We start from the raw sequence: 20,843 nt of genomic DNA, 5'->3' as shown, positions 1-20,843 counted from the left end.
GTGCCGAGGAAGGAATTTCCAAAGAAAATGCCCGGCCCGGAAAACTTGATGCCTTCCGCGCGTCAGCAGGAATTGTTGCGCCCAAGCCCGTAGGTGAGCGCGAGAGCGCCGACCAGCACCGCGCCCTTGACGAAATCCTGGGTGTAGTAGGGCGCGTTGAGCATGGTGAGGCCATTGAGCAGGACGCCGACGAAGACGGCGCCGACGATGGCGCCGAGAACGTTCGGCCGGCGCTTTCCAAGCACCGCGAATCCGATCAGCGCCGCGGCGACGGCATCCATCAGCAGCGAGCCGCCGGAGGAAACATCGCCACGGCCGACGCGGGCGGCGATGACGATGCCGCCAAGCGATGCGAGCGTGCCGGAGATGACATAGGCAAGCACCTTCAGCCTTGCCGTCGAGGCGCCGGCCAGCCGCGTCGCCACTTCGTTTCCGCCGGTGGCGAACAGCAGGCGGCCGATGCGGGTTCGCTCCGTCAGCACGAACAGGACGACGGCGACAATCGTCATCAGCACGACGGAGACGGGGACGACGCCGAACAGGCTGGCGCGGCCGATCAGCAGGAATGCCGGATCGTAGGCACCGGTGGCCGTCGTTCCATCCGGCAGGATCAGCCCGGCGGAGATCGAGCGGCCGGCGGTGGGGATCAATTGCAGGCCTGAGAGGAGGAACATCATCGACAGGGTGGCGAGAAGATCGGGAACCTTGAGCCGGACGATGAGGAGCGCGTTGACGAGGCCGACAAGTGCGCCGAAGGCAAGCACCAGCGGCACGGCCGCAAAGGCATCGAGCCCCCAGACGATCATCGCATAGCTGGCTGCCATGACGCTGGACGCGGCGACCGCGCCGATCGATAGGTCGAAACCGCCGACGGCGAGCGTGACGGTGACGCCCGCGCCCAGAATCGCGACGACGGCAACCGCCTGAAGAATGCTCATCAGGTTGCCGATATTGGCGAAGGCGGGTTCGGCGGCGGTGAATCCGAGAAGGAGCGCTGCCAGCAGGATGAAGACGGCGCCGGATCTGAGCGCTGCGCTGAAACCGGCGAGCCAATGGATTGTCTCACCTTTTGTCGTGTCGCCGCGTGCCGGCGGAGACAGGCTTTCATCATTGATCGAGGTCATGCGTGAATTCCTTGGGAAACGGCAGATGGCCCATGCGCTGCCTGGACGAGGCTGTGATGGTCGATGACGAGGATGCGGTCGGCGACCTCATAGGCCTCTTCCGGGTCGGAGGTGGCGATCAGCGTGGCACGGTCGGTCCGGCTGCGGATCGCCTGGATGATGTCGTGGCGGGCGCCGACATCGACGCCCTGGAACGGTTCGTCGAGCAGCAGGAGCTTGCTCGGCTCGGCTTCCCATCGGGCAAGCACGACCTTTTGCTGATTGCCGCCGGAGAGCGAGGCGATCGGGGCCTGCGGGCCGGATGCCTTGATGCGCAGCCGGGCTATGGCCTTTTCCGCCTCGTGTTGCTCCCGGCCGCCGAACAGCAAGCCATGCGGATACCATTTGGCGAGGTGGGGAAGGCTGATGGTGGCCGCCAGCGAACTGCCCGGCCAATTGGCCGGCATCAATGAGGAGCGATGCCGGTCCTCCGCGGCCATGGCGACCCCGGCTGCAATCGCCTGAGCCGGCGTTTCCGGCCGGTGGGCGTGTCCATTGAGCAGCATCTCACCGGCCGCAAGGCGGCCAGCGCCGAAGATCGCCGACAGGAGGCGGCTTTTTCCCGCGCCAAGCACGCCGGTGATCGCAACCACTTCACCCGTATGAATGGCGAGATCGAAGGGAGTTGAATCCGGCAGCAGCTGCGCGCCGCGCATTTCGAAGACAGGCGCCCCCTCGGCAATCCGGATATCCGGCCGTGCCGATTGCAGCTTGCGGCCGATCATCGTTTCGATGGCGGCGGAAAAATCGATGGGCCGCCGGAACGCGCCGGCAATCACGCCGCCGCGCATGACCAGGGCCCGGTCGGCGATCGCCTCAAGATCGGCGGTCCGGTGCGAAATGTAGAGAATGGCAAGGCCGCCATCGCGCAGACGCCTGAGAATATCGAAGAGGCGCCGGCTTTCCTCGATCGACAGGCTCGCGGTCGGCTCGTCGAGGATCAGCAGTTCCGCCTTGTTGGCAAGCGCTCGGGCAATGGCCACCAGCTGCCGGTCGGCAGCGGACAGATCGGCGAAATCGCGGTCCAGCGGCAGGTCGAACCCGGCGGCGTCAAGGATCGCCCGGGCCTGCCGCCGGATGCCGGAACGGGAAACGAAAAAGGGCTGGCCGCGCTCTGCGAAGCGGGTGAGCAGCAGCGTATCGGCGACAGAGAGCCCCGGAGCGCCGACCAGATCGGTCGATTGGTGGACAGTGACGACGCCGGCAGCGGCCGCCTCGGCGGGCGTGCGGGGCGCGTAGGGCCGCTGTTTCAGGGTGATCGTGCCATTGTCCGCCGGCAGGACGCCGGAGAGGATTTTCACCAGTGTCGACTTGCCGGCGCCGTTCGCTCCCATCAGGGCGACGATCTCGCCGGCGTCTATCGTCAATGTCGCGCCGGAAAGCGCGCGTGTGGGGCCGAAACTGCGGCTGAGCGCATCGATCTGTAACAGCGGCATGGGTCGGCATTCCAATATCGTTATTGTCTATATAATTTGTCATATATTTGGGATTGGCGACAGCCGCACGGGGAGAACAGCTTTGCGAAGTAGCGGCAGCCCGGACAATTTCTTTGCGGCCGGCTGGGCTGCGGCGGAATGTTCGCGTGGAGCATCCGCACATCGATGAAGCCAGTTTGCGTCGGTAAAACTTTGCCGCGCAGCTTGGTTTCGGTGAAACAGCATTCTCCCTGTTCGGCGAAAATGGCATCAATTACTCTATTAAATTTATGGATTGCATATCTAATAAGCGGTGCGTCCCGAAGAGGGCAGGCAGCCTGCCGGGTGACGCTTTCGATTGTCTTCAGAAGGAACGCTTTTTATGAAAACCATTCTCCGTCTGGCGGCAACCGCCGCTCTTGTTCCACTTCTCTTCGCTTCTGTCGCCAAGGCCGAGGGTGTGGCCGGCGCGCCGGCCCCGTTCGACAAGGGCGGTGTGAAACTGGCGCTGATCAGCTATATTTCGGCGGGCGATTTCTTCCAGGCCTATCAGGCGGGTGCCGAAGCGCAGGCCAAGGCGCTCGGCATCGATCTGAGGGTCTTCCCCGGCCGCCAGGACGCAGCCGAGCAGCGCGAGCAGGTCCTGCAAGCGATCAATCTCGGCGTCGAGGGGATCGTCGTCGATCACGGCGTTCCGGAATCGCTTGGCGATGTCGTGCAGCAGGCGCTCGACAAGGGCATCAAGGTCGTCGCCTTCGACGTCAATCTCAACAATCCCAAGGTGCCGCAGGTCGAGCAGAGCGACCATGCGCTGGCCAGGCAGGCGCTTGAGCAGGCCGTCAAGGACAATGGCACCAGCTTCAATGCCGGCTACGTCTATGTCGCGGGCTTTGCGCCGCTCGATCGCCGCAACGAGGTCTGGGACACGTTCAAGGCGGAAAACAAGGGCGTCGTCGAAAAGGCGCGCTTCGGCAATGTCAGCGATACGACGGCGACGAGCACCGCCGATCAGGCCAAGGCTGCGCTGCGGGCCAATCCGGATATCACCGTGGTTTTTGCGCCCTATGATGAATTTGCCCGCGGCGTGAAGCTGGCGGCGGCCGATCTCGGCATTTCCGACAAGCTCAAGATCTATTCGGCCGATGTCTCGACCGCCGATATCCAGGAGATCGTTGAGGAAGGAAGCCCGTGGGTGGCAACCGTCGCGACCAATCCGGCCGTCGTCGGTGCCGTGTCGATCCGGGCCGCAGCGCTCGAAATCGCAGGCCAGGAAGTTCCCCGCCAGATCACCGTCGAGCCGACGCTGCTCACCCAGAAGGGCCTGCGTGAAGCCGGCGTCAAGTCGATCGAGGAACTGGCGGCCAAGATTCCGGCCTTCAGCGCCAGCGATGCGGCCACGGCGAGCTGGATCCCGGCCAAGCTGTTCTGAACATTCAAATCTTATAGGTGGGGTCGATCGTGGCTCCACCGATCTTCTTTTCATGAACTGGAGCATCCCCATGAGCCAATCCAACGTCGTCTATGCGGCCGGCCTCGGCGTCACGCGCGACAGCCTTTTTGCCAGCGCCGCCGAAATCTCCAGCGATCTGTCGTTGCGCGCGGCAGACCTCGACAGGGAGGGCCGCCCGCCCATCGGCGAGATCGTCAAGCTGAAAAAGGCCGGCCTGCTCAATGCCCTGCATGCCCGCGAGATCGGCGGTGGTGGGCTCGATTGGGTGGATGGCCTCAAGCTGGTCCGCATCCTGGCGCGCGGCGAGAGTTCGATCGGCCAGTTGCTCGGCTATCATTACGTCAACAGCCAGTCGATCTACTGGTCCTTTGCCGATCAGGCGCGCGCGCAGGTGCTGGGCGTCGAAACCGTGGCGCAAAATCTCTATTGGGGCGCGGCGGTCAATCCGCGTGATCCCGGCCTGATGCTGACGCGTCGGGGCAGCGGCTATGTGCTGAACGGCCGCAAGTCCTTCTCCACCGCCGCCCGCGTGTCCGATTATATCAACGCCAATGCGACGCTTGACGGCAAGATCGCCAATTTCGCCGTGCCGACCGATCGTCCCGGTTATGTCGCCAATGACGACTGGGACAATATCGGCCAGCGGCTTTCCGATTCAGGCAGCGTCGAGTTCCATGATTTTCCCGTCTACGACGAGGATTTCACAGGTCCGCCGGCCGATGAAAACGATCCGCCACCGGTGCTGGCGACGTTCAATACCCCGCTGATCCAGCTGGTTTTCGTGAACTTCTATCTGGGCGCCGCCGAGGGCGCGCTGGCGGCTGCCGTCGATTATGTCCGCACCACGACCCGCCCCTGGATCACCTCCGGCGTCGAGAAGGCATCGGACGATCCGTATATTCTGGAACGTGTCGGCGAGTTTACGGCCTCGCTGAAAGCCTCCGCCGCCCTTGCCGACAGCGCTGCATTGGCGGTGCAGACGGCCTTGTCGAAGGGGCGGGACGTCACGGCCATCGAACGTGGCGAGGCGGCGGCGGAAGCCTATGCGGCGAAGGTGCATTCGACCCATGTGGCACTCGATATCACGTCGCGCGTCTTCGAGATCACCGGCGCCCGCTCGACGGCGGAAAAGTACCGTTTCGACCGCTTCTGGCGTAACGTGCGCACCCACACGCTGCACGATCCGGTGTTCTACAAGGCCAAGGAAGTCGGCGAGTTCGTACTCAATGGCAGGATTCCGGTGGTGAGCTTGTATAGCTGACGAGGGAGCAGGCCGGCACCATGCCGAACTGCGTTACAGGCAGAAAAGACCGGTTCGCGCCGGAGGTGTCCGTTGAAACTGCGGCGCAGGCTATAATGCCCGGTATAGTCCTGTTACGCCGCCCGCCCGGTGTTTTTGGCGCGCGATAGGCTCATGCTGTGCCGTGCAGCTGCAACATTTGCGGATGATGGGCTGGACGGATGCAGCTCAACGCGGTTCCGTCCCAAATTCTTTGCCGAGTATAAGGCGATATCGGCAACGCTCATCAGTTCATTCATTTGCAGACCATCGCCGGCAATCGCGATGCCTGCGCTGATTGTGACGGGAATATCCGTCTCGCCGGACCTGACATCGAGAAACTGGATGGCATTGCGCAATTTCTCGGCAACAAAGCGCGGCTCAAGATCAGAGGCGGCAGGCAGGTAGATGCCGAATTCCTCACCGCCGAGGCGCGCGAAGATTTCACTCTTGCGCAGGTTTTCTGCCATCTTTTGTGCGACGGAGGCGAGCACTGCGTCGCCCGCCGCATGGCCAAACGTATCGTTCACGCGCTTGAAGTGATCAATGTCGATGATGATGAATGCGTCCCCTGCGCGGGGTGCTGCCGGTAGCTGTGAAAAGAACCAACGCCGATTGTGGATCTGCGTGAGGGCATCCGTATCTAGCAGTTTTGTAAGTGTTGCCTCCGCCCGTTCCTTGACAAAAACGAGTGTAAACAACGCTATGGCGAAATGGCACAGAATGAGCAGAAAGAATGCGTCACGAGGATGAATGGCCTTCCAGGCCACCAATCCGAGGATTATAAACAGCGACAATATCGCGGCTACGACGATCGAGGCCGCCAATGCATATCTGGCCGATAGTTTCTCATGCCGAGTGTCGTGGACCAGCGCGACGGCAGAGGCGCTCAAAAACAAGATCGAGTTGAACTGAAAAACGCTGCCGCGGAAAAGGTTGTCGAGGTGAAACCCCGTGATCACTGCCGTTGCGGTCAGCAGCATTGGCAATGCCGTCGCAAGCCAATCAAATGGGCGCTTTTTCCTGCTGCTGAGCCTTCTTATGCCGATCCAGAACACGGCGTAACCAAACGTGCCAAGCGCGAAACTTGACAATGCCCAGGCATACAAGGGCAAAGCGCGTTTTTCACCCAGACCCGCAACAGTCGAAGCAATGGCGAGGAGCAGGAAGGCTATGGCCAGGACGCCCAGCCCATGACTCCGGGGAGATTGCCATCGAACGTATAGGAAACAGAGCGCACCTATGAAAAATGATGACTTGTGAAGAAGCAGTACGGTCGCAAGGTCCACGTGTATCGTCATCCGCAGGTTGTAATTGTTCCGAATGACCGGCCGTATAACACTCTCCGATTACCGAATTCTGAAGCACACTCGAAACCGATCGCTAAAGGCGGAGCGTTTAGCCGCAACGATCAGCATCGGGCTTGGTACGACCTCACAACGCTCCGTTCTTCGGCGGCTTGACCCCGTTCAGATGATAATTCCCGACCACGTGAGATTTCCAGCGAACCGGGTCGTGCAGGGTGTGGGTGCGGGCGTTGCGCCAGTGGCGGTCGAGGTTGAGGCCGATGCGGGTGGCGGAGGTGCCGGCGAGTTCGAACAATGTGGTGGAGGCTGCGAGCGCGACCTCGGTCGTGAGAACCTTTGCGGCTGCGACCGATAGCGTCGCGTCGATGACATTGGCCTCGGTCGGGTCCATCTGGGCGACATCGACCTTGCGGCCGGCCCGCTCGATGATGGCTGTCGCAGCCTCGATGCGGATGGCGATCTCGCCGATCTTGGCGATGGTCAGCGGGTCGTCCGAGGCGCGCTCGACGCCGGCATCTTTCCAGGGGCGGCTCTGGGTTCGGACGAAATCCAGCGTCTCGGCAAAGGCGGCGCGAGCGATGCCGAGATCGACGCCGGCATGGATGATCTGGCCGACCGAGCCGATCGTCGTCGGCCGTTCGAAACCTTTGTGATGGAAGACGATGGCGTCGGCGTTGACATAGACATTGTTGAAAACCGTCGTGCCGCTGCCGGTGGTGCGCTGGCCGAAGCCGTCCCAGTCGTCGATGATTTCAATGCCTTCCGTGCCCTTGGCAACGAAGGACATGGTCAGCCGGTCCTCGGGGTCGAGCGCAAAAACGGTGATCCAGTCGGCGAAAAGCACGCCGGTCGAATAGAATTTCCGGCCGTTGACGCGATAACCCGGTCCTTCGGGCGTGATGCGAGTGTTGTAGTCGGCCACGGTCTTGGTCCCGCGTTCGGAGAGCGCGTTGCCGAAACGGTCGCCCGCCAGCGCGCGGCCGAAGAAGTAACGCTTCTGTTCCTCGCTGCCGTCAACCCGCAGGGCCTCGAGAATGTAGAAATGGTTCTGCGGAATCTGGCCGATCGAGGCGTCGGCTTCGGAGAGAATGGCCGTGACTTCGGCCAATACGGCATTGGAGACGTCAAGTCCGCCGTACTCGGCGGGAACGGTGATCGCCAGCAGGCCGGACCGGGCAATCTCATCGAGTTCGCTGTAGGGCAGGATGCGCTCGGCGTCCCGGTCGGTGGCGCGGGTGGCGAAATCGGCGGCGAGCGTCCGGGCGGTCTCGATCGCTTCGAAATCGCTGCGGAGGCGGTTGGCCGTTTGCCGGATATGAGGCTGGTACTGCAAGAGGGTTTCCATCGCACGCTCCGATTTTTTGCACGGACCATGGGTGGAAGAAGTCGGGCCGAAAGATAAGATTATAATTTCTATAGATCGACTGGACTAAGAAAAGTCTTTCCTTAAAGCCGGTTTTGCGCTGCCTTTGGTGCCTGCGCCTGCAGGCGTCCGGCCACCACCGAGGCCACGAAGGCGGCGTGTTCCGTCACCTGCGGCAGGCCCATCAGCTCGCCGAACGTACCGCGTGCCAACGGGCCGGCGATCAGCAGCGAAGGGCTTACGCCCGCCGCCGGGCCGATGGCTTCCGAATTCCGGGTACAGAACAGCCCGAGGCCGGTCGGGTCGAGTTCGAGATAGCCGCTTTCGGAGAGTTCGGCGAGAAACGGCTGGCTGGCGAGAATGCCGCCATGCCCCGGGCCGGTGGTGACGACGACGGCGTCGTAAATCTTGTCGACGGTCTCATGGCTTCGCCGCAGGCGAAGCCTGCAGTGGACGGCATCGTTTTCGACATGGCTCGCCGCGATCGATCCGGCGAGAATTTCGAGGCGTCCTTCGGCAATCGCTTCATCGAGCGCCGCCTCCACCTGCGGCGCGACGCGGAAGCGATGGACATCCCAATAGGGGCGCAGGTGCCGGACGATGCGCTGCCGTTCCACCAGCGGCAGAACCTGCCAGAGAGCCTGCCCCTGCGCCCGCACCTGGTCGATGACGCCATGCCAGGTGAGGCCATCCGCGGTGGCTTGCCGGATGGTGCCGCGAATGTTTTTCAGAAGTGCGCGCGCGGTGAAGGCCGGGTTCGTCAAGAAATCGCCAGCCGGATCCTGCGGAACGAGCGCATGACCGCGCGACCGCAGCCCGCGCCGCGAGATCGCCGTGATCGGCCCCTTGTGTCCCCTGAGTGCCAGCGACGCGATCACATCGGCGGAGGTGAGGCCGTTGCCGACGACCAGCACGCGATCCGACGGACGAATAGCCTCAAGCGCGCCAGCCCTGGTCGGATCCGGCACGAAGCGGGGATGACCCTTCAGCAAGGCCTGAAGCTGGCCGGGCGCCACCGGCGGCGGATGGCTTGTGGCAATGACGACGATATCGGCCATTGTCCGCGCGCCGTCGTCGCCGATGAGGCACCAGCGCTGCCCCTCGCGCAAAAGGTGGGCGACGGCGGAGCGGCTGTGCAGGACGGCACCGCTGGCAACAAGCGGTTGCAGCATGGCATTGACATAGTCGCCGAACACGCTGCGCCGGGGAAAGAGATTGCCGTCCGGCCGCAGGGCATCGGCATCGCCGGACGTTGCCGCCTGTTCCTCGATCCACCGCAGGAAATGATCCGGCTCATCGGTGAGCAGGCTCATGCGCGCCGCGGGCACGTTGATGCGGTGGGCCGGTTCGGCGGTATCGTAGGCGAGGCCCCTGCCGAGACCTTCGCGCGGTTCGAAGACAATGATTTCCGGCATCGGGCTCTGGCTTGCCTGCGCGAGATGAAAAGCCGTGGCCGCGCCCGAAACACCGCCACCGATGACGGCGACCACCGGCCGTTTCGATTTGGAAAATGCCGGTTCGCTGATAGCAGACAATGTCATCGGATTGACGATCAATTGGTTCACGACACCTCACCGCCAGGCCGTTTCAGATAGTCTATAGTTTTTATCAATATTGATCAGCGGTCAAGCCTGTAAGTTTTAGCCTTTTTGCGTGGCTGGAACAAATCAGTTTTGCGCGGGAAGCTCGGCTGTGCCGCCGGTTTCGCTCAGGATTTCTCGTCGAGGGCCTGGAGTACCCGCCGCAACAACTCCTCCTCCTCCCAGACGCCATGGCGATAAAGCGTCAGGACCAGTGCTGCCACCGGGTCGTTGGCATCGCTGTCAGGCGATATGTTGCGGGCAGTCCTCGCGGCATCGAAGACACGCTGGCATAGCTCAACGTGATGGGGGAGCATCGGCTCGTTGCGCCATTTCTTCATGCTTCGTCTCCTGCCGTCCGGTCGCGGGCGATAGCGACCGCGTTGCCTAATACGAGTGACGAAGGATTGTGGCAGTTTTTCTATCGGTGCGACTGCCGACGGACCTGAGATCAGGCAGGTTCCGCGGCGGTGGCGGGATCCATCATCGGCACGGCGGCATTCAGATCGTTCCTGGCATATTTGATGGCAAGGATGCTCAGAATGGAACCGACGATCACGAAGACAACGGCGCGCATGGTCATTTGCATTGCATTATTTCCTGTTTAAGCATCCGTGCAAACGTGTGGATCAACAGGTTGTTCCGAAGGTCGGCCGCGGTACCGCTTATGTCCGAGACGAGCGTCTCGGCTTGCGGGCGCATATTCGTCGAAGCGCATGTCAATTCGATGGCCGAGCAAATTTAAAATGAGCCGCCGAGACCCGTATGGACAAGTAGGCTCACTGCGGCCAATGTCAGGCGCGCCGGCGAGCCAAGAGTGGACCGATCGACGACCATCGCCAGCATCAGTCCAAGTGCGACGATCATCCCGCCGACAGCGGCTGTATTGCTGTTGAATGCCATCGCCATTGCGGATAGGTTGACGGCGCTGGCAAGCGTCGTGGCGGGCGACAGAAGAATGGTCCGGTCCGTCGCCTGCGAGAAGATCTGCCGGAACCGGTGCCAGCTGAGGCCGATGGCAAGGCTGAGGGACAAGGCGGCGATAAGATCCATCGACATCATATCGCCCGGGCTTGAGGGTGACCGAGGTCCGGCTTCGGTCGTTCGGTCGTTTCCGCGCTCGACCGCGCTTGCGAAAAGGCCTGGCCGACACCGATCAGGATCGGGTTGTCGACGCCGATTTTTTCCACGGCCTCCGCAAGGTCGTTCAGCGTTCCGATCCAGCGGTTTTCATTGCTGCGCGTGACTGCGCTCATGACGACCGCCGGGGTCTTGCCGTGCATGCCCGCTGCCAGAAGCCTGGCGCGAATCTGCCCTGCGGTACGGCCGCCCATGTAGAAGATCGTCGTGGTGCGCGGTTCGGCCAGATTCTGCCAGTCGAGGTCCGCCGGAAGATCGCCAAGGCGGGAATGGCCGGTAACGAAGCGGACCGCCTGCGCGTGGTCGCGATGGGTCAGCGAGACGCCGAGCCTTGCGGCCATGGCGCTGGCGGAGGTAATGCCGGGCACGACATCGACGGGAATGCCTTCCTGTTCAAGGCAGGCGATTTCCTCGCCGGCGCGGCCGAAGATCATCGGATCGCCGGATTTGAGCCGAACGACGCGCTTACCGGCCTTGGCGAGCGAAATCATCGTGGCATTGATGTCTTCCTGCTTGCAGCTCGTCCGGCCGCCGCGCTTTCCCACCAGCATGCGCTTGGCCTCGCGGCGGGCAAGTTCCAGCACCTCGTCGGAGACGAGATCATCGAACAGGATGACATCGGCGGCCTGAAGGGCGCGCACGGCCTTCAGCGTCAACAGTTCCGCATCACCGGGACCGGCGCCGACGAGGGTCACGCGGCCGACGGACGATTTTGAGTGTCCAACAATGCGTCCGGCATCGGAGATCAGATCGGCTTCCGTATTCGCCTCTGGCAACGTGCCGAAAGCGCGATCGACGAAGCTTTCCCAGAAGGCCCGTCTCGGCGCACCGGGGCTTATCTTGGCATTGACCCTGTCGCGAATGGAATGTGCCAGCGCCGCCCATGACTTCAGCGATGGCGGCAACAGCGTTTCGATGCGGCGGCGGATTGCCTGCGCGAGGATCGGGGCTGCGCCGTCGGTGGAGATGGCGACAACGACAGGGGAGCGGTTGACGATCGAGCCGAACTGGAACTGGCAGTATCTCGGTTTGTCGATGACATTGACCGGGACGCCGGCCTTGCAGGCGGCATCGAAGAAGTCCGCTGCGGCGTCATCGCTCTCGCAGTCGGCGATGGCGATGGCTGCACTGTCGAACGCGGCGGCGTTCCACTCATGGGCGTGGTGGACGAAAAGTCCGCTTTCCGATTCCGAACCCCGATCGATGAGGGTCGAAAACGTCTCGCTCAGCTCTTCGGCATAGACATGGACCTCGGCGCCGCAGGCCGCCAGCAGCTCCGCCTTCCAGGCGGCTGCGTCCGACCCGCCGGCGACAACGGCACGTTTTCCGTCGAGCGCCCAGAAGACCGGCAGCTTGGCGAGCGGCGCCATGCGGGCGGGGGTGGTGGTCCGGTCACTCGGCAGCAGCTGCAAGACATCCATCGATGATCCCCCTGATTTCCGCGCGGCACGAGCCGCAATTGGTTCCGGCGTTCAAGTCCTTGCCGACGGCTTCGACGCTATGGCAGCCGCCGCGCACGGCCGCGACGATCTGGTTGACGCCGACGCCGAAGCAGGAACAGACGGTGGCGCCCGGGTCCATGCGTCCCGCGCCGGGACGTCCGGCGACGACAGCAAAGCGTTTGGCGAGTTCGGTATGTCGCACGGCCAGCTGCTCGATCGCCCAGTTGCGGGCGACGGCGACGGGCTGGCGGGCGAGGAAGAAGGCGGCAAGCAGCCGGTCACCCTCAAAGAAGGCGAGGCGTAGATCACCGGATTGCGCGTCCGCATAGCCGAGCGGTTCGATATGATCTGGAATGCCGAAGTGGACGCGGCACCATTCGGTCCAGCTGTCCGGTGCTGCATCGAACGCAAGTTCCAGCCGCCAACCGCCGATCGCCTTCGCCAGAGCCCAGTAAACAGTGTCGAGGTTTTGCGGCTTGGCGAAGGAAACGGCAAAACCGTAGCTTTCCACCCTCAGTGGTCGGGCAGAGACGGCGACATTCTTGGAAGCCGGCTGGCCGGAGACGGGGTCGGTGAGCGGCGCGACAACGGCGTCGATACGGGCTTTCGCGGCAAACTGATCGTTCCAGTGCATCGGCACGAACAGGCTGCCGCGCGCCTGCCGGTCGGTGACGAGGGCACGCACAACGGCTGTGCCATAGGGGCTTTCGATTTCAACGAGGGCTGCACTGGCGACGCCGATCTCCATGGCGTCGCGCGGATGGATTTCGGCGAAGGGCTCGGCGATGTGGGCGGAGAGACGGGCACTCTTTCCCGTCCGGGTCATCGTGTGCCACTGGTCGCGGATACGGCCGGTGTTGAGCGTCAGCGGGAAATCCGTGTTGGTCCGGTCTGAGACGGGCACCTCGACGGCAATGAAGCGGGCCTTGCGATCGGCATGGAAGAAGCCACCTTCGCCGAAGAAGCGTGTTATCCCTGCTGCCGCATGTTCCGGCTGCGGCCATTGAAACGGTGCCAAGGCGTCGTAGGTCGCAGCATCGGTCCTCGCGTGGGCGCCGATATCGAAATCGCGGCTGCCATCGTTTTCGAACGCCGAGAGCGCGGCATGTTCTGCAAAGACATCCGCTGCGGACGGAAAGGAAAATTCGTCTGCAAAGCCCATGCGGCGCCCGACCTCCGCCATCTGCCACCAGTCGGCCTTCGCCTCGCCGGGTTGGTCGAGAAAGGCGCGCTGGCGGGAGATGCGGCGCTCGGAATTGGTAACCGTACCATCCTTTTCGCCCCAGCCGAGCGATGGCAAAAGCACATGGGCGTATTGCGTCGTGTCGGTTTCCTGAAGGACATCAGACACCACGACGAACGGACAGGCGGCGATCGCAGCGGCCACCGCATCCGCGTCTGGCATCGAGACAACCGGATTGGTGGCCATGATCCACAGCGCCTTGATTCGGCCGTCGGCCACGGCGCGAAACATGTCGACGGCCTTGAGACCGGCTTTGCGGGCAATATCGGGCGATTGCCAGAAGCGCTGGACGCGGTCGCAATCTTCCGGGTTTTCGATCGCCATATGAGCGGCCAGCATATTGGCGAGGCCACCGACCTCGCGTCCGCCCATGGCATTCGGCTGGCCGGTCAGCGAGAATGGGCCCATCCCGGGACGGCCGATGCGACCGGTCGCCAGATGGCAGTTGACGATGGCGTTGACCTTGTCGGTGCCGGAGGCGGACTGGTTGACGCCCTGGCTGTAGCAGGTGACGACCTTTTCCGTTTCCTCGAACAGCCGGAAGAACTGGCGCAACTGCATCGACGGCAGGCCGGTCAGCTCCATCAGGTCGGCGATGTCGAGGGTCGACGCGGCAGCAAAGGCTTCTGCAAAACCGTTGGTGTGTTTTCCGATATAGTTCTGGTCGATCGCGGCGGTGCCGGCGAGATGGGCCAGCAGGCCCATGAACAGCGCCACGTCGCCATCCGGCCGGATGGCCAGGTGTAGATCGGCGATATCGGCTGTCATCGTCCGGCGCGGGTCGATGACCACGATTTTCATCGAGGGCCGGGCGGCCTTGGCGGCGGCGAGGCGCTGGTAGATCACCGGGTGACACCAGGCGAGGTTGGAGCCGGTCAGGATGACGAGATCGGCAAGCTCGATGTCCTCGTAGGTGCCGGGCACGGTGTCGGCGCCGAAGGCGCGTTTGTGTCCGGCAACAGAGGAGGACATGCAGAGCCGCGAATTGGTGTCGATATTGGCCGAGCCGATAAAGCCCTTCATCAGCTTGTTGGCGATGTAATAATCTTCGGTCAGCAGCTGGCCGGAAACGTAGAAGGCCACCGAATCCGGGCCATGCTCGGCGATGGTTTGCGAGAAACGCGACGCCACCAGATCCAGCGCCTTGTCCCAGCTTGCACGCTCTCCATTGATCTGCGGATGAAGAACTCGTCCGTCGAGATCGATGGTTTCGGCCAGCGCCGAACCCTTGGAACAGAGCCTTCCGAAATTGGCCGGATGATCCGCGTCACCCTTGACGCTGACCGTGCCGTTGTCGTCGATCCTTGCGATGACGCCGCAGCCGACGCCGCAATAGGGGCAGGTGGTCTTGATTTCAGTGGACATGGGAGCTGCCCCGTATCCGCATTTCGAGATTGAGGTGCGTCACCCCCCTCTGTCCCTCCGGGACATCTCCCCCACAAGGGAGGAGATTGACCGTATGCTTCTTGCGTCCCTCACTCACTAGGCCAAGAGGGAAAAGAACAATCTCCCTCCCTGTGGGGGAGATGTCAGCGAAGCTGGCAGAGGGGGGTAACGCCACAAACTCCGTCATCCGCCTATTCCGCCGCCATCATCAGGCTTTCGAGCGCGATGGAGAGAGCACCATTGTCGTTGCGCACCCGGATCGTTCGCACCTCGCCCTGATCGGCGCCGAGCGCCTTGCCGGTTTCGAGCGAGATGACCCAGTTGTGCAGCGGGCATGTCACGGCCGTTCCGTGAACGATGCCCTGGCTGAGCGGTCCGCCCTTGTGCGGGCAATGGTCCTCGATGGCGAAGACTTCGTTGTCGGCCGTGCGGAACACGGCGATCTTGCCCTGCGGGGTCTTGACGCAGCGCGCACCGCGCAGCGGGATGTCGGTGATGTCGCCGATACCAACCCAGTTCATATCCATCTCCATCATTCCGCCGCCTCTGGATAGCCGACCGTCGCCATCGGCCGGAATTCATGCTTGTCCTTGCCGGAGACGCGCTCCGACCATGGGTCGACCTGGGCAAACTTCTGGGAAAACACGAAGCGGTCGTAATAGGCTTGGCGCTTGTCCGCATCGCCCATGATCTGGCGGCGGATTTCGTCGAGCCCGATACGTTTCGCCCATTTGTAGATGCGCTCGAGATAGCGGCCCTGTTCGCGGTACATCTGGGTCAGAGCCACGATGTAGTGCAGCGCCTCGTCCTCGGTTTTGACGAGGCCGAGAACTTCGGTGCCCTTGATGTCGAGACCGGCAGCCCCTGCAAAATGGATCTCGAAGCCTGAATCGACGCAGATGACGCCGATATCCTTGCAGGTCGCCTCGGCGCAGTTGCGCGGACAGCCGGAGACGGCCATCTTCAGCTTGGCCGGTGTCCAGGAGCCCCACATGAACTTCTCGATGCGGATGCCGAGCCCGGTCGAATCCTGCGTGCCGAAGCGGCACCAGTCGGAACCGACGCAGGTCTTTACCGTGCGCAGGCCTTTGGCATAGGCCTGGCCTGAGACGAAGCCGGCCTTGCCGAGATCGGCCCAGACAGCGGGCAGGTCTTCCTTCTCGATGCCGAGCAGGTCGATGCGCTGGCCGCCTGTCACCTTCACCATCGGGATTTCGAACTTGTCGACGACATCGGCGATCGCCCGCAATTCGCCGGAATTGGTGACGCCGCCCCACATGCGCGGCACGACGGAATAGGTGCCGTCCTTCTGGATATTGGCGTGGACGCGCTCGTTGATGAACCGCGACTGATAGTCGTCGGCATACTCGTTCGGCCAGTCGCAGACGAGGTAGTAGTTGAGCGCCGGGCGGCATTTGGCGCAGCCGCAGGAGGTCTTCCACTCCAGCTCCTGCATGACCGCCGGAATGGTCTTCAGCCCCTTGGCCATGATCAGGCGGCGCACGTCGTCATGGCCGAGATCGGTACAGCCGCACATCGGCTGCACGGCCTTCGGATTGTAGGCGTCGCCCAGCGTGATGCTCATCAGCTGCTCGACGAGCCCGGTGCAGGAGCCGCAGGAGGCGGACGCCTTGGTGTGGGCACGCACCTCGTCCAGCGAGGTCAGCCCCTTGCCGGTGATCGTCGAGGTGATCTTGCCTTTGCAGACGCCGTTGCAGCCGCAGATTTCCGCATCATCCGGCAAGGCTGCAACGGCCGCCGTAGGGTCCAGCGGGGACCCTCCCTGGTAGGCCTGGCCGAAAATGAGCGTTTCGCGCATTTCGGAGATATCGGTGGCTTTTTTCTTCAGGTCGTTGAACCAGGCGCCGTCGGCGGTTTCGCCGTATAGCACCGTGCCGATGATCCTGTTGTCCTTCAGGACCAGCCGCTTGTAGACGCCGGCGGTGGCGTCACGCAGCACGATCTCCTCACGGTCCTCGCCTTCGGCAAAGTCGCCGAGAGAGAAGAGGTTGATGCCGGTGACCTTGAGTTTCGTCGGTGTGTCCGAATGCACGAAGGCGGGCGAGCGGTCGCCGGCCAGGTGCGAAGCGGCGACGCGGGCCATTTCGTACAAGGGGGCGACGAGACCGTAGACCATGCCGCCGACTTCGGCGCATTCGCCCAGCGCCAGGATATCGCCATCCGAGGTCTGCATGCCGGAATCGACGACGATGCCGCGGTTGACCGCAAGGCCTGCTTCCTTGGCAATCGCAGAATTCGGTCGGATACCGACGGCCATGACAACCAGGCTTGCCGGGATGATCGTACCATCGTCCAACTCGATGCCTTCAACCTTGCCGTTGCCGACGATCTGCTTGGTGTTGGCCTTGGTGATAACCTTGATGCCGCGTTCCTCGAAGGCGCGCTGCAACAGGTAGCCGGCCGCCGGATCGAGCTGGCGGTCCATCAGTGTCGGCATGACATGCAGCACGGTGACGTCCATGCCGCGCGAATTGAGCCCTGCCGCCGCTTCGAGGCCGAGAAGGCCGCCGCCGATGACGATGGCCTTTTCGCGCGACTGGGCGGCCAGCAGCATGGCTTGCACGTCGTCGATGTCACGATAGGTGATGACGCCGGGCAGATCCTTGCCGGGCACGGGAATGATGAAGGGCATGGAGCCGGTGGCGATCACCAGCTTGTCGTAGCTCTCGGTCACGCCGTGATCGGAGGTGACAGTCTTGGCGGCGCGGTCGATCGCGATGATCTTGTGGCCCTTGTAGAGGGTGATGCCGTTTTCGATGTACCAGCCGTCGCCATGGATGACGATCTGCTCGTAGGTCTTCTCGCCGGATAGCACAGGCGAGAGCATGATGCGGTCGTAGTTGACGCGGGGCTCGGCGTTGAAGATCGTGACGGCGTATTGGCCAGGCGCCTGTTCGAACAGGTGCTCCAGCATGCGCCCGGGCGCCATGCCATTGCCGATGATGACGAGTTTCTGGGTCATGCCGGTCACTCCGCGGCTTCGACGAAGCGGTGCCGTTCGTAGAGGAACTTCAGCACGGCCTCGCGGCATTTGAGATAGGTCCGGTCCGAGGCAAGCTCGATGCGGTTGCGCGGCCGGACGATCGGCACGTCGAGCACTTCGCCGATGCAGGCCGCGGGACCGTTGGTCATCATCACGATCCGGTCGGACAAGAGCACGGCCTCGTCGACGTCGTGGGTGATCATCAGCATGGTATTGCCGAGACGAAGGTGGATCTCCATCACCGCATCCTGCAGATGAGCCCGGGTCAGAGCATCGAGCGCGCCGAAAGGCTCGTCGAGCAGGAGGATCTTCGGCTCCATGGCCAGCGCCCGGGCAATGCCGACGCGCTGCTTCATGCCGCCGGAAATCTCGGATGGGCGCTTGTCCTTGGCATGGGCCATCTGGACGAGGTCGAGATTGGCCATGACCCAGTCGTGGCGCTCGGTCTTGCTCTTGGTCCTGCCGAAAACCTTGGAGACGGCGAGATTGACGTTTTCGTAGACCGTCAGCCAGGGCAGCAGGCTGTGGTTCTGGAACACGACGGCGCGTTCCGGACCGGGCGCGTTGACCTCGCGGTTTTCCAGAAGCACAGCCCCGGACGAAACCGGCGTCAGGCCGGCGATGAGATTGAGCAGTGTCGATTTTCCGCAGCCGGAATGGCCGATGATCGACACGAACTCGCCCTTGGCAATCGTCAGGTTGATGCCCTTCAGCACCTCGGCGCGCTGGCCGCCCCGGTCGAAATGCTTGTCGATATGATCGAGTTTCAGATAGGCGCTCATGACAGTATCCTCAGTTGGCGGATGCGCCGCGGGTGACGATGGTGCCGACGGCTGAGACCAGCTTGTCGAGGATGAAGCCGACGACGCCGATATAGGCGAGCGCGACGATGATGTCGGGCAGGCGCGACGAGTTCCACGCATCCCAGATGAAGAAGCCGATGCCGACGCCGCCGGTGAGCATTTCGGCGGCGACGATGGCAAGCCACGACAGCCCGATGCCGATGCGAAGGCCGGTGAAGATGTAGGGTGCGGCCGATGGCAGCATGATCTTGAAGAAGAATTCGAACTGGTTGAGGCAAAGCACCTTGGCGACGTTGCGGTAATCCTGCGGGATATTGCGGACGCCGACGGCGGTGTTGATGATCACCGGCCAGATCGAGGTGATGAAGATCACGAAGATCGCCGAGGGGTTCGAGTCCTGGAAGGCGGCCAGCGACAGCGGCAGCCAGGCGAGCGGCGGAACGGTGCGCAGGATCTGGAAGATCGGATCAAGACCGCGCATCGCCCAGATCGACTGGCCGATCAGGGCGCCGATCAGGATGCCGGCGACGGCGGCAAACCCGAAGCCATAGGCGACGCGCTGCAGCGAGATCAGCACCCGCCAGCCAAGGCCGATATCCTGTGATCCGTAGTTGAAGAAGGGATAGGCGATCAGGTCGTAGCTCTCCTGCCAGACCTGCGTTGGCGGCGGCAGTGTGGCGCCCGCTCCCGAACAGAGTATCTGCCAGATCACCAGAATGACGGCCAGCACGATCAGCGGCGGCACGACGTTGCGCGCAACCGCAAGCGCGACTTGCTTCGGCTTGAATTTTGGGGCCGGCCGGCCCGGCAGGGTGACGATGCTTGCGCTTGTCTTTGGCGGTGCGGCGGTCACGATTTTTTCCGTGCGGGCCAGTGCGGGCATGGAACATCTCCTGAAGGTAAAGAGGAAAGCCGGCGCAAACGGTCATGCGCCGGGATTGTTTTGATCAGGACGCCGCCTTGATCGACAGGCTGTCGAGATAGGCGGAGGGATTTTCCGGATCGAAGACCTTGCCGTCGAAGAAGGTTTCCTTGCCGCGCGAGGTCGTGGCCGGAATGTCGGCGGCGGCAATGCCCAGGTCGGCGGCGGCAGCCCTCCAGATGTCCTCGCGGTTCACCTGGTCGACCAGTGCCTTGATGTCGGTATCGGGCGCCAGCTTGCCCCAGCGGATGTTCTCGGCCATGAACCAGGTATCGTGGCTCTTGAACGGATAGGACGCGCCGTTCGCCCAGAACTTCATGTAGAGGTCGGTGCCGTGCACGACGCGGCCGTTGCCGTAATTGATGTCGCCCTTCAGGCGGCCGATGATGTCTTTTACGGGGACGTTGAACCATTGGCGCTTGCCGACGATCGCCGCCATCTCGTCCTTGTTGTCCATGCTTTCGCACCACTGCTGGGCTTCCATCACGGCCATCATCAGCGCCTTGGCGGCGTTCGGGTTCTTTTCGACCCAGTCGGCGCGCATACCCAATGCCTTTTCCGGGTGACCCTTCCAGATTTCTCCGGTCGAGGCTGCGGTAAAGCCGATGCCCTGGTTGACCAGCTGTTCGTTCCACGGCTCGCCGACACAGAAGGCATCCATGTTGCCGACCTTCATGTTGGCCACCATCTGGGGCGGCGGCACGACGATGGTCGAGACGTCCTTGTCCGGATCGATGCCGCCGGCGGCCAGCCAGTAGCGAAGCCAGAGGTCATGCGTGCCGCCCGGGAAGGTCATCGCGACCTTCACTTCGCCGCCGTCGGCCTTCTTCTTTTCAAAGGCTGCCTTGAGCTTGGAGGCATCGAGCTGGACGCCGGTATCGGCATATTCCTTGGCAACCGAAATTGCCTGGCTGTCACAGTTGAGGCGGGCGAGGATCGCCATCGGCACGGGAACATTGTTCTGCGTCACCTTGCCGGTGTGCATCAGATAGGGCATCGGCGAGAGGATATGGGCGCCATCGATGCCGTTGGCTGCGCCGCCGAGCACAAGGTTGTCGCGGGTCGCGCCCCAGGAGGCCTGCTTGGCGACTTCGACATCCGGCAGCCCGTGCTTTTCGAAAAAGCCCTTTTCCTTGGCGATGATCAGCGACGCCGAATCCGTCAGTGCGATATAGCCGAGCTTGACGCCGGTCACTTCGGGGCCGGCCGTGGCGGCAAAGGCGCCGGACGGGAAAGCCGTCTTGATGGCGCTAAACAGCGCGGCGGTTGCGGTGGTTTTCAGGAGGCTGCGACGGGTGATGCCGTTGCTCAAAATCGTTTTCATGAGGCAGGTTCCCTTGAGAGTG

At 62.7% G+C, this 20,843-nt stretch carries 17 protein-coding genes; 2 read left to right on the top strand and 15 right to left on the bottom strand.

Annotated elements, in window-relative coordinates; genetic code table 11:
* Positions 1–62 precede the first annotated feature (62 nt).
* Both J2Z75_RS09085 and J2Z75_RS09080 read right to left on the bottom strand, forming a co-directional pair.
* On the bottom strand, positions 63–1,124 hold the full coding sequence (locus J2Z75_RS09085) for an ABC transporter permease (RefSeq protein ID WP_209850850.1): 1,062 nt from the start codon (positions 1,122–1,124) through the stop codon (positions 63–65).
* Complete coding sequence (locus J2Z75_RS09080; RefSeq protein ID WP_209850847.1) at positions 1,121–2,599, bottom strand: sugar ABC transporter ATP-binding protein; 1,479 nt, start codon at positions 2,597–2,599, stop codon at positions 1,121–1,123. The genes J2Z75_RS09085 and J2Z75_RS09080 overlap by 4 nt, the downstream gene beginning before the upstream one ends.
* Positions 2,600–2,960: 361 nt before the next feature.
* Here J2Z75_RS09080 and J2Z75_RS09075 point away from each other — a divergent pair, with 361 nt between their 5' ends.
* On the top strand, positions 2,961–4,007 hold the full coding sequence (locus J2Z75_RS09075) for a substrate-binding domain-containing protein (protein WP_209850844.1): 1,047 nt from the start codon (positions 2,961–2,963) through the stop codon (positions 4,005–4,007).
* A gap of 70 nt (positions 4,008–4,077) precedes the next feature.
* Entirely contained in the window at positions 4,078–5,289 is a 1,212-nt protein-coding gene (locus J2Z75_RS09070; RefSeq protein ID WP_209850841.1) for an acyl-CoA dehydrogenase family protein, read from the top strand.
* Positions 5,290–5,402: 113 nt separating this feature from the next.
* On the opposite strand, the gene J2Z75_RS09065 is transcribed toward J2Z75_RS09070, so the two are convergent.
* The 13 genes from J2Z75_RS09065 to J2Z75_RS09005 all read right to left on the bottom strand — a co-directional run bounded on the left by J2Z75_RS09065 (position 5,403) and on the right by J2Z75_RS09005 (position 20,821).
* The gene (locus J2Z75_RS09065) at positions 5,403–6,596 is read right to left on the bottom strand and encodes a GGDEF domain-containing protein (RefSeq protein WP_209850838.1); all 1,194 of its coding nucleotides are present in this window, start codon (positions 6,594–6,596) and stop codon (positions 5,403–5,405) included.
* A 145-nt stretch (positions 6,597–6,741) separates the two neighbouring features.
* Entirely contained in the window at positions 6,742–7,959 is a 1,218-nt protein-coding gene (locus J2Z75_RS09060) for an SfnB family sulfur acquisition oxidoreductase (protein ID WP_209850835.1), read from the bottom strand.
* 101 nt (positions 7,960–8,060) lie between these two features.
* Positions 8,061–9,518: an FAD/NAD(P)-binding protein gene (locus tag J2Z75_RS09055; protein ID WP_209852157.1), complete on the bottom strand. Its 1,458-nt coding sequence runs from the start codon at positions 9,516–9,518 to the stop codon at positions 8,061–8,063.
* A 167-nt stretch (positions 9,519–9,685) separates the two neighbouring features.
* Positions 9,686–9,898, bottom strand: a complete 213-nt coding sequence (locus J2Z75_RS09050; RefSeq protein ID WP_209850832.1) for a hypothetical protein — start codon at positions 9,896–9,898, stop codon at positions 9,686–9,688.
* Between the two features lie 110 nt (positions 9,899–10,008).
* The gene (locus J2Z75_RS09045) at positions 10,009–10,146 is read right to left on the bottom strand and encodes a hypothetical protein (RefSeq protein ID WP_209850829.1); all 138 of its coding nucleotides are present in this window, start codon (positions 10,144–10,146) and stop codon (positions 10,009–10,011) included.
* Between the two features lie 152 nt (positions 10,147–10,298).
* Positions 10,299–10,616: a hypothetical protein gene (locus J2Z75_RS09040; RefSeq protein WP_209850825.1), complete on the bottom strand. Its 318-nt coding sequence runs from the start codon at positions 10,614–10,616 to the stop codon at positions 10,299–10,301.
* Positions 10,616–12,118 carry a siroheme synthase CysG gene (gene cysG, locus J2Z75_RS09035; RefSeq protein ID WP_209850822.1) on the bottom strand — a complete coding sequence of 501 codons (1,503 nt, stop codon included), beginning with the start codon at positions 12,116–12,118 and terminating at the stop codon, positions 10,616–10,618. The genes J2Z75_RS09040 and cysG overlap by 1 nt, the downstream gene beginning before the upstream one ends.
* Positions 12,090–14,747 carry a nitrate reductase gene (locus J2Z75_RS09030; RefSeq protein WP_209850819.1) on the bottom strand — a complete coding sequence of 886 codons (2,658 nt, stop codon included), beginning with the start codon at positions 14,745–14,747 and terminating at the stop codon, positions 12,090–12,092. Before J2Z75_RS09030 ends, cysG begins: the two co-directional genes overlap by 29 nt.
* A gap of 212 nt (positions 14,748–14,959) precedes the next feature.
* The gene (gene nirD, locus J2Z75_RS09025; protein ID WP_209852154.1) at positions 14,960–15,295 is read right to left on the bottom strand and encodes a nitrite reductase small subunit NirD; all 336 of its coding nucleotides are present in this window, start codon (positions 15,293–15,295) and stop codon (positions 14,960–14,962) included.
* Positions 15,296–15,300: 5 nt separating this feature from the next.
* On the bottom strand, positions 15,301–17,751 hold the full coding sequence (gene nirB, locus J2Z75_RS09020) for a nitrite reductase large subunit NirB (RefSeq protein ID WP_209850817.1): 2,451 nt from the start codon (positions 17,749–17,751) through the stop codon (positions 15,301–15,303).
* A 5-nt stretch (positions 17,752–17,756) separates the two neighbouring features.
* Complete coding sequence (locus J2Z75_RS09015) at positions 17,757–18,554, bottom strand: ABC transporter ATP-binding protein (protein WP_209850815.1); 798 nt, start codon at positions 18,552–18,554, stop codon at positions 17,757–17,759.
* 10 nt (positions 18,555–18,564) lie between these two features.
* Positions 18,565–19,458 (bottom strand): nitrate ABC transporter permease, encoded by an 894-nt coding sequence (gene ntrB, locus J2Z75_RS09010; RefSeq protein WP_209850812.1) that lies wholly within the window; start codon positions 19,456–19,458, stop codon positions 18,565–18,567.
* 64 nt (positions 19,459–19,522) lie between these two features.
* Positions 19,523–20,821: a CmpA/NrtA family ABC transporter substrate-binding protein gene (locus J2Z75_RS09005; protein ID WP_209850809.1), complete on the bottom strand. Its 1,299-nt coding sequence runs from the start codon at positions 20,819–20,821 to the stop codon at positions 19,523–19,525.
* Positions 20,822–20,843 lie beyond the last annotated feature (22 nt).

The sequence above is a fragment of the Rhizobium herbae genome (assembly GCF_017873135.1).
In the GTDB taxonomy this organism is placed as follows: Bacteria; Pseudomonadota; Alphaproteobacteria; order Rhizobiales; family Rhizobiaceae; genus Pararhizobium; species Pararhizobium herbae.
The sequence above is the reverse complement of the archived record's forward strand: the minus strand, read 5'-3'. Positions and strand labels throughout refer to the sequence as shown.

Excerpts from the sequence above, each read along its gene's own strand:
- J2Z75_RS09085 (WP_209850850.1), bottom strand. The coding sequence starts at position 1,124 with ATGACCTCGATCAATGATGAAAGCCTGTCTCCGCCGGCACGCGGCGAC.
- J2Z75_RS09080 (WP_209850847.1), bottom strand. The coding sequence starts at position 2,599 with ATGCCGCTGTTACAGATCGATGCGCTCAGCCGCAGTTTCGGCCCCACA.
- J2Z75_RS09075 (WP_209850844.1), top strand. The coding sequence starts at position 2,961 with ATGAAAACCATTCTCCGTCTGGCGGCAACCGCCGCTCTTGTTCCACTT.
- J2Z75_RS09070 (WP_209850841.1), top strand. The coding sequence starts at position 4,078 with ATGAGCCAATCCAACGTCGTCTATGCGGCCGGCCTCGGCGTCACGCGC.
- J2Z75_RS09060 (WP_209850835.1), bottom strand. The coding sequence starts at position 7,959 with ATGGAAACCCTCTTGCAGTACCAGCCTCATATCCGGCAAACGGCCAAC.
- J2Z75_RS09055 (WP_209852157.1), bottom strand. The coding sequence starts at position 9,518 with ATGACATTGTCTGCTATCAGCGAACCGGCATTTTCCAAATCGAAACGG.
- J2Z75_RS09050 (WP_209850832.1), bottom strand. The coding sequence starts at position 9,898 with ATGAAGAAATGGCGCAACGAGCCGATGCTCCCCCATCACGTTGAGCTA.
- J2Z75_RS09045 (WP_209850829.1), bottom strand. The coding sequence starts at position 10,146 with ATGCAAATGACCATGCGCGCCGTTGTCTTCGTGATCGTCGGTTCCATT.
- J2Z75_RS09040 (WP_209850825.1), bottom strand. The coding sequence starts at position 10,616 with ATGTCGATGGATCTTATCGCCGCCTTGTCCCTCAGCCTTGCCATCGGC.
- cysG (WP_209850822.1), bottom strand. The coding sequence starts at position 12,118 with ATGGATGTCTTGCAGCTGCTGCCGAGTGACCGGACCACCACCCCCGCC.
- J2Z75_RS09030 (WP_209850819.1), bottom strand. The coding sequence starts at position 14,747 with ATGTCCACTGAAATCAAGACCACCTGCCCCTATTGCGGCGTCGGCTGC.
- nirD (WP_209852154.1), bottom strand. The coding sequence starts at position 15,295 with ATGGATATGAACTGGGTTGGTATCGGCGACATCACCGACATCCCGCTG.
- nirB (WP_209850817.1), bottom strand. The coding sequence starts at position 17,751 with ATGACCCAGAAACTCGTCATCATCGGCAATGGCATGGCGCCCGGGCGC.
- J2Z75_RS09015 (WP_209850815.1), bottom strand. The coding sequence starts at position 18,554 with ATGAGCGCCTATCTGAAACTCGATCATATCGACAAGCATTTCGACCGG.
- ntrB (WP_209850812.1), bottom strand. The coding sequence starts at position 19,458 with ATGCCCGCACTGGCCCGCACGGAAAAAATCGTGACCGCCGCACCGCCA.
- J2Z75_RS09005 (WP_209850809.1), bottom strand. The coding sequence starts at position 20,821 with ATGAAAACGATTTTGAGCAACGGCATCACCCGTCGCAGCCTCCTGAAA.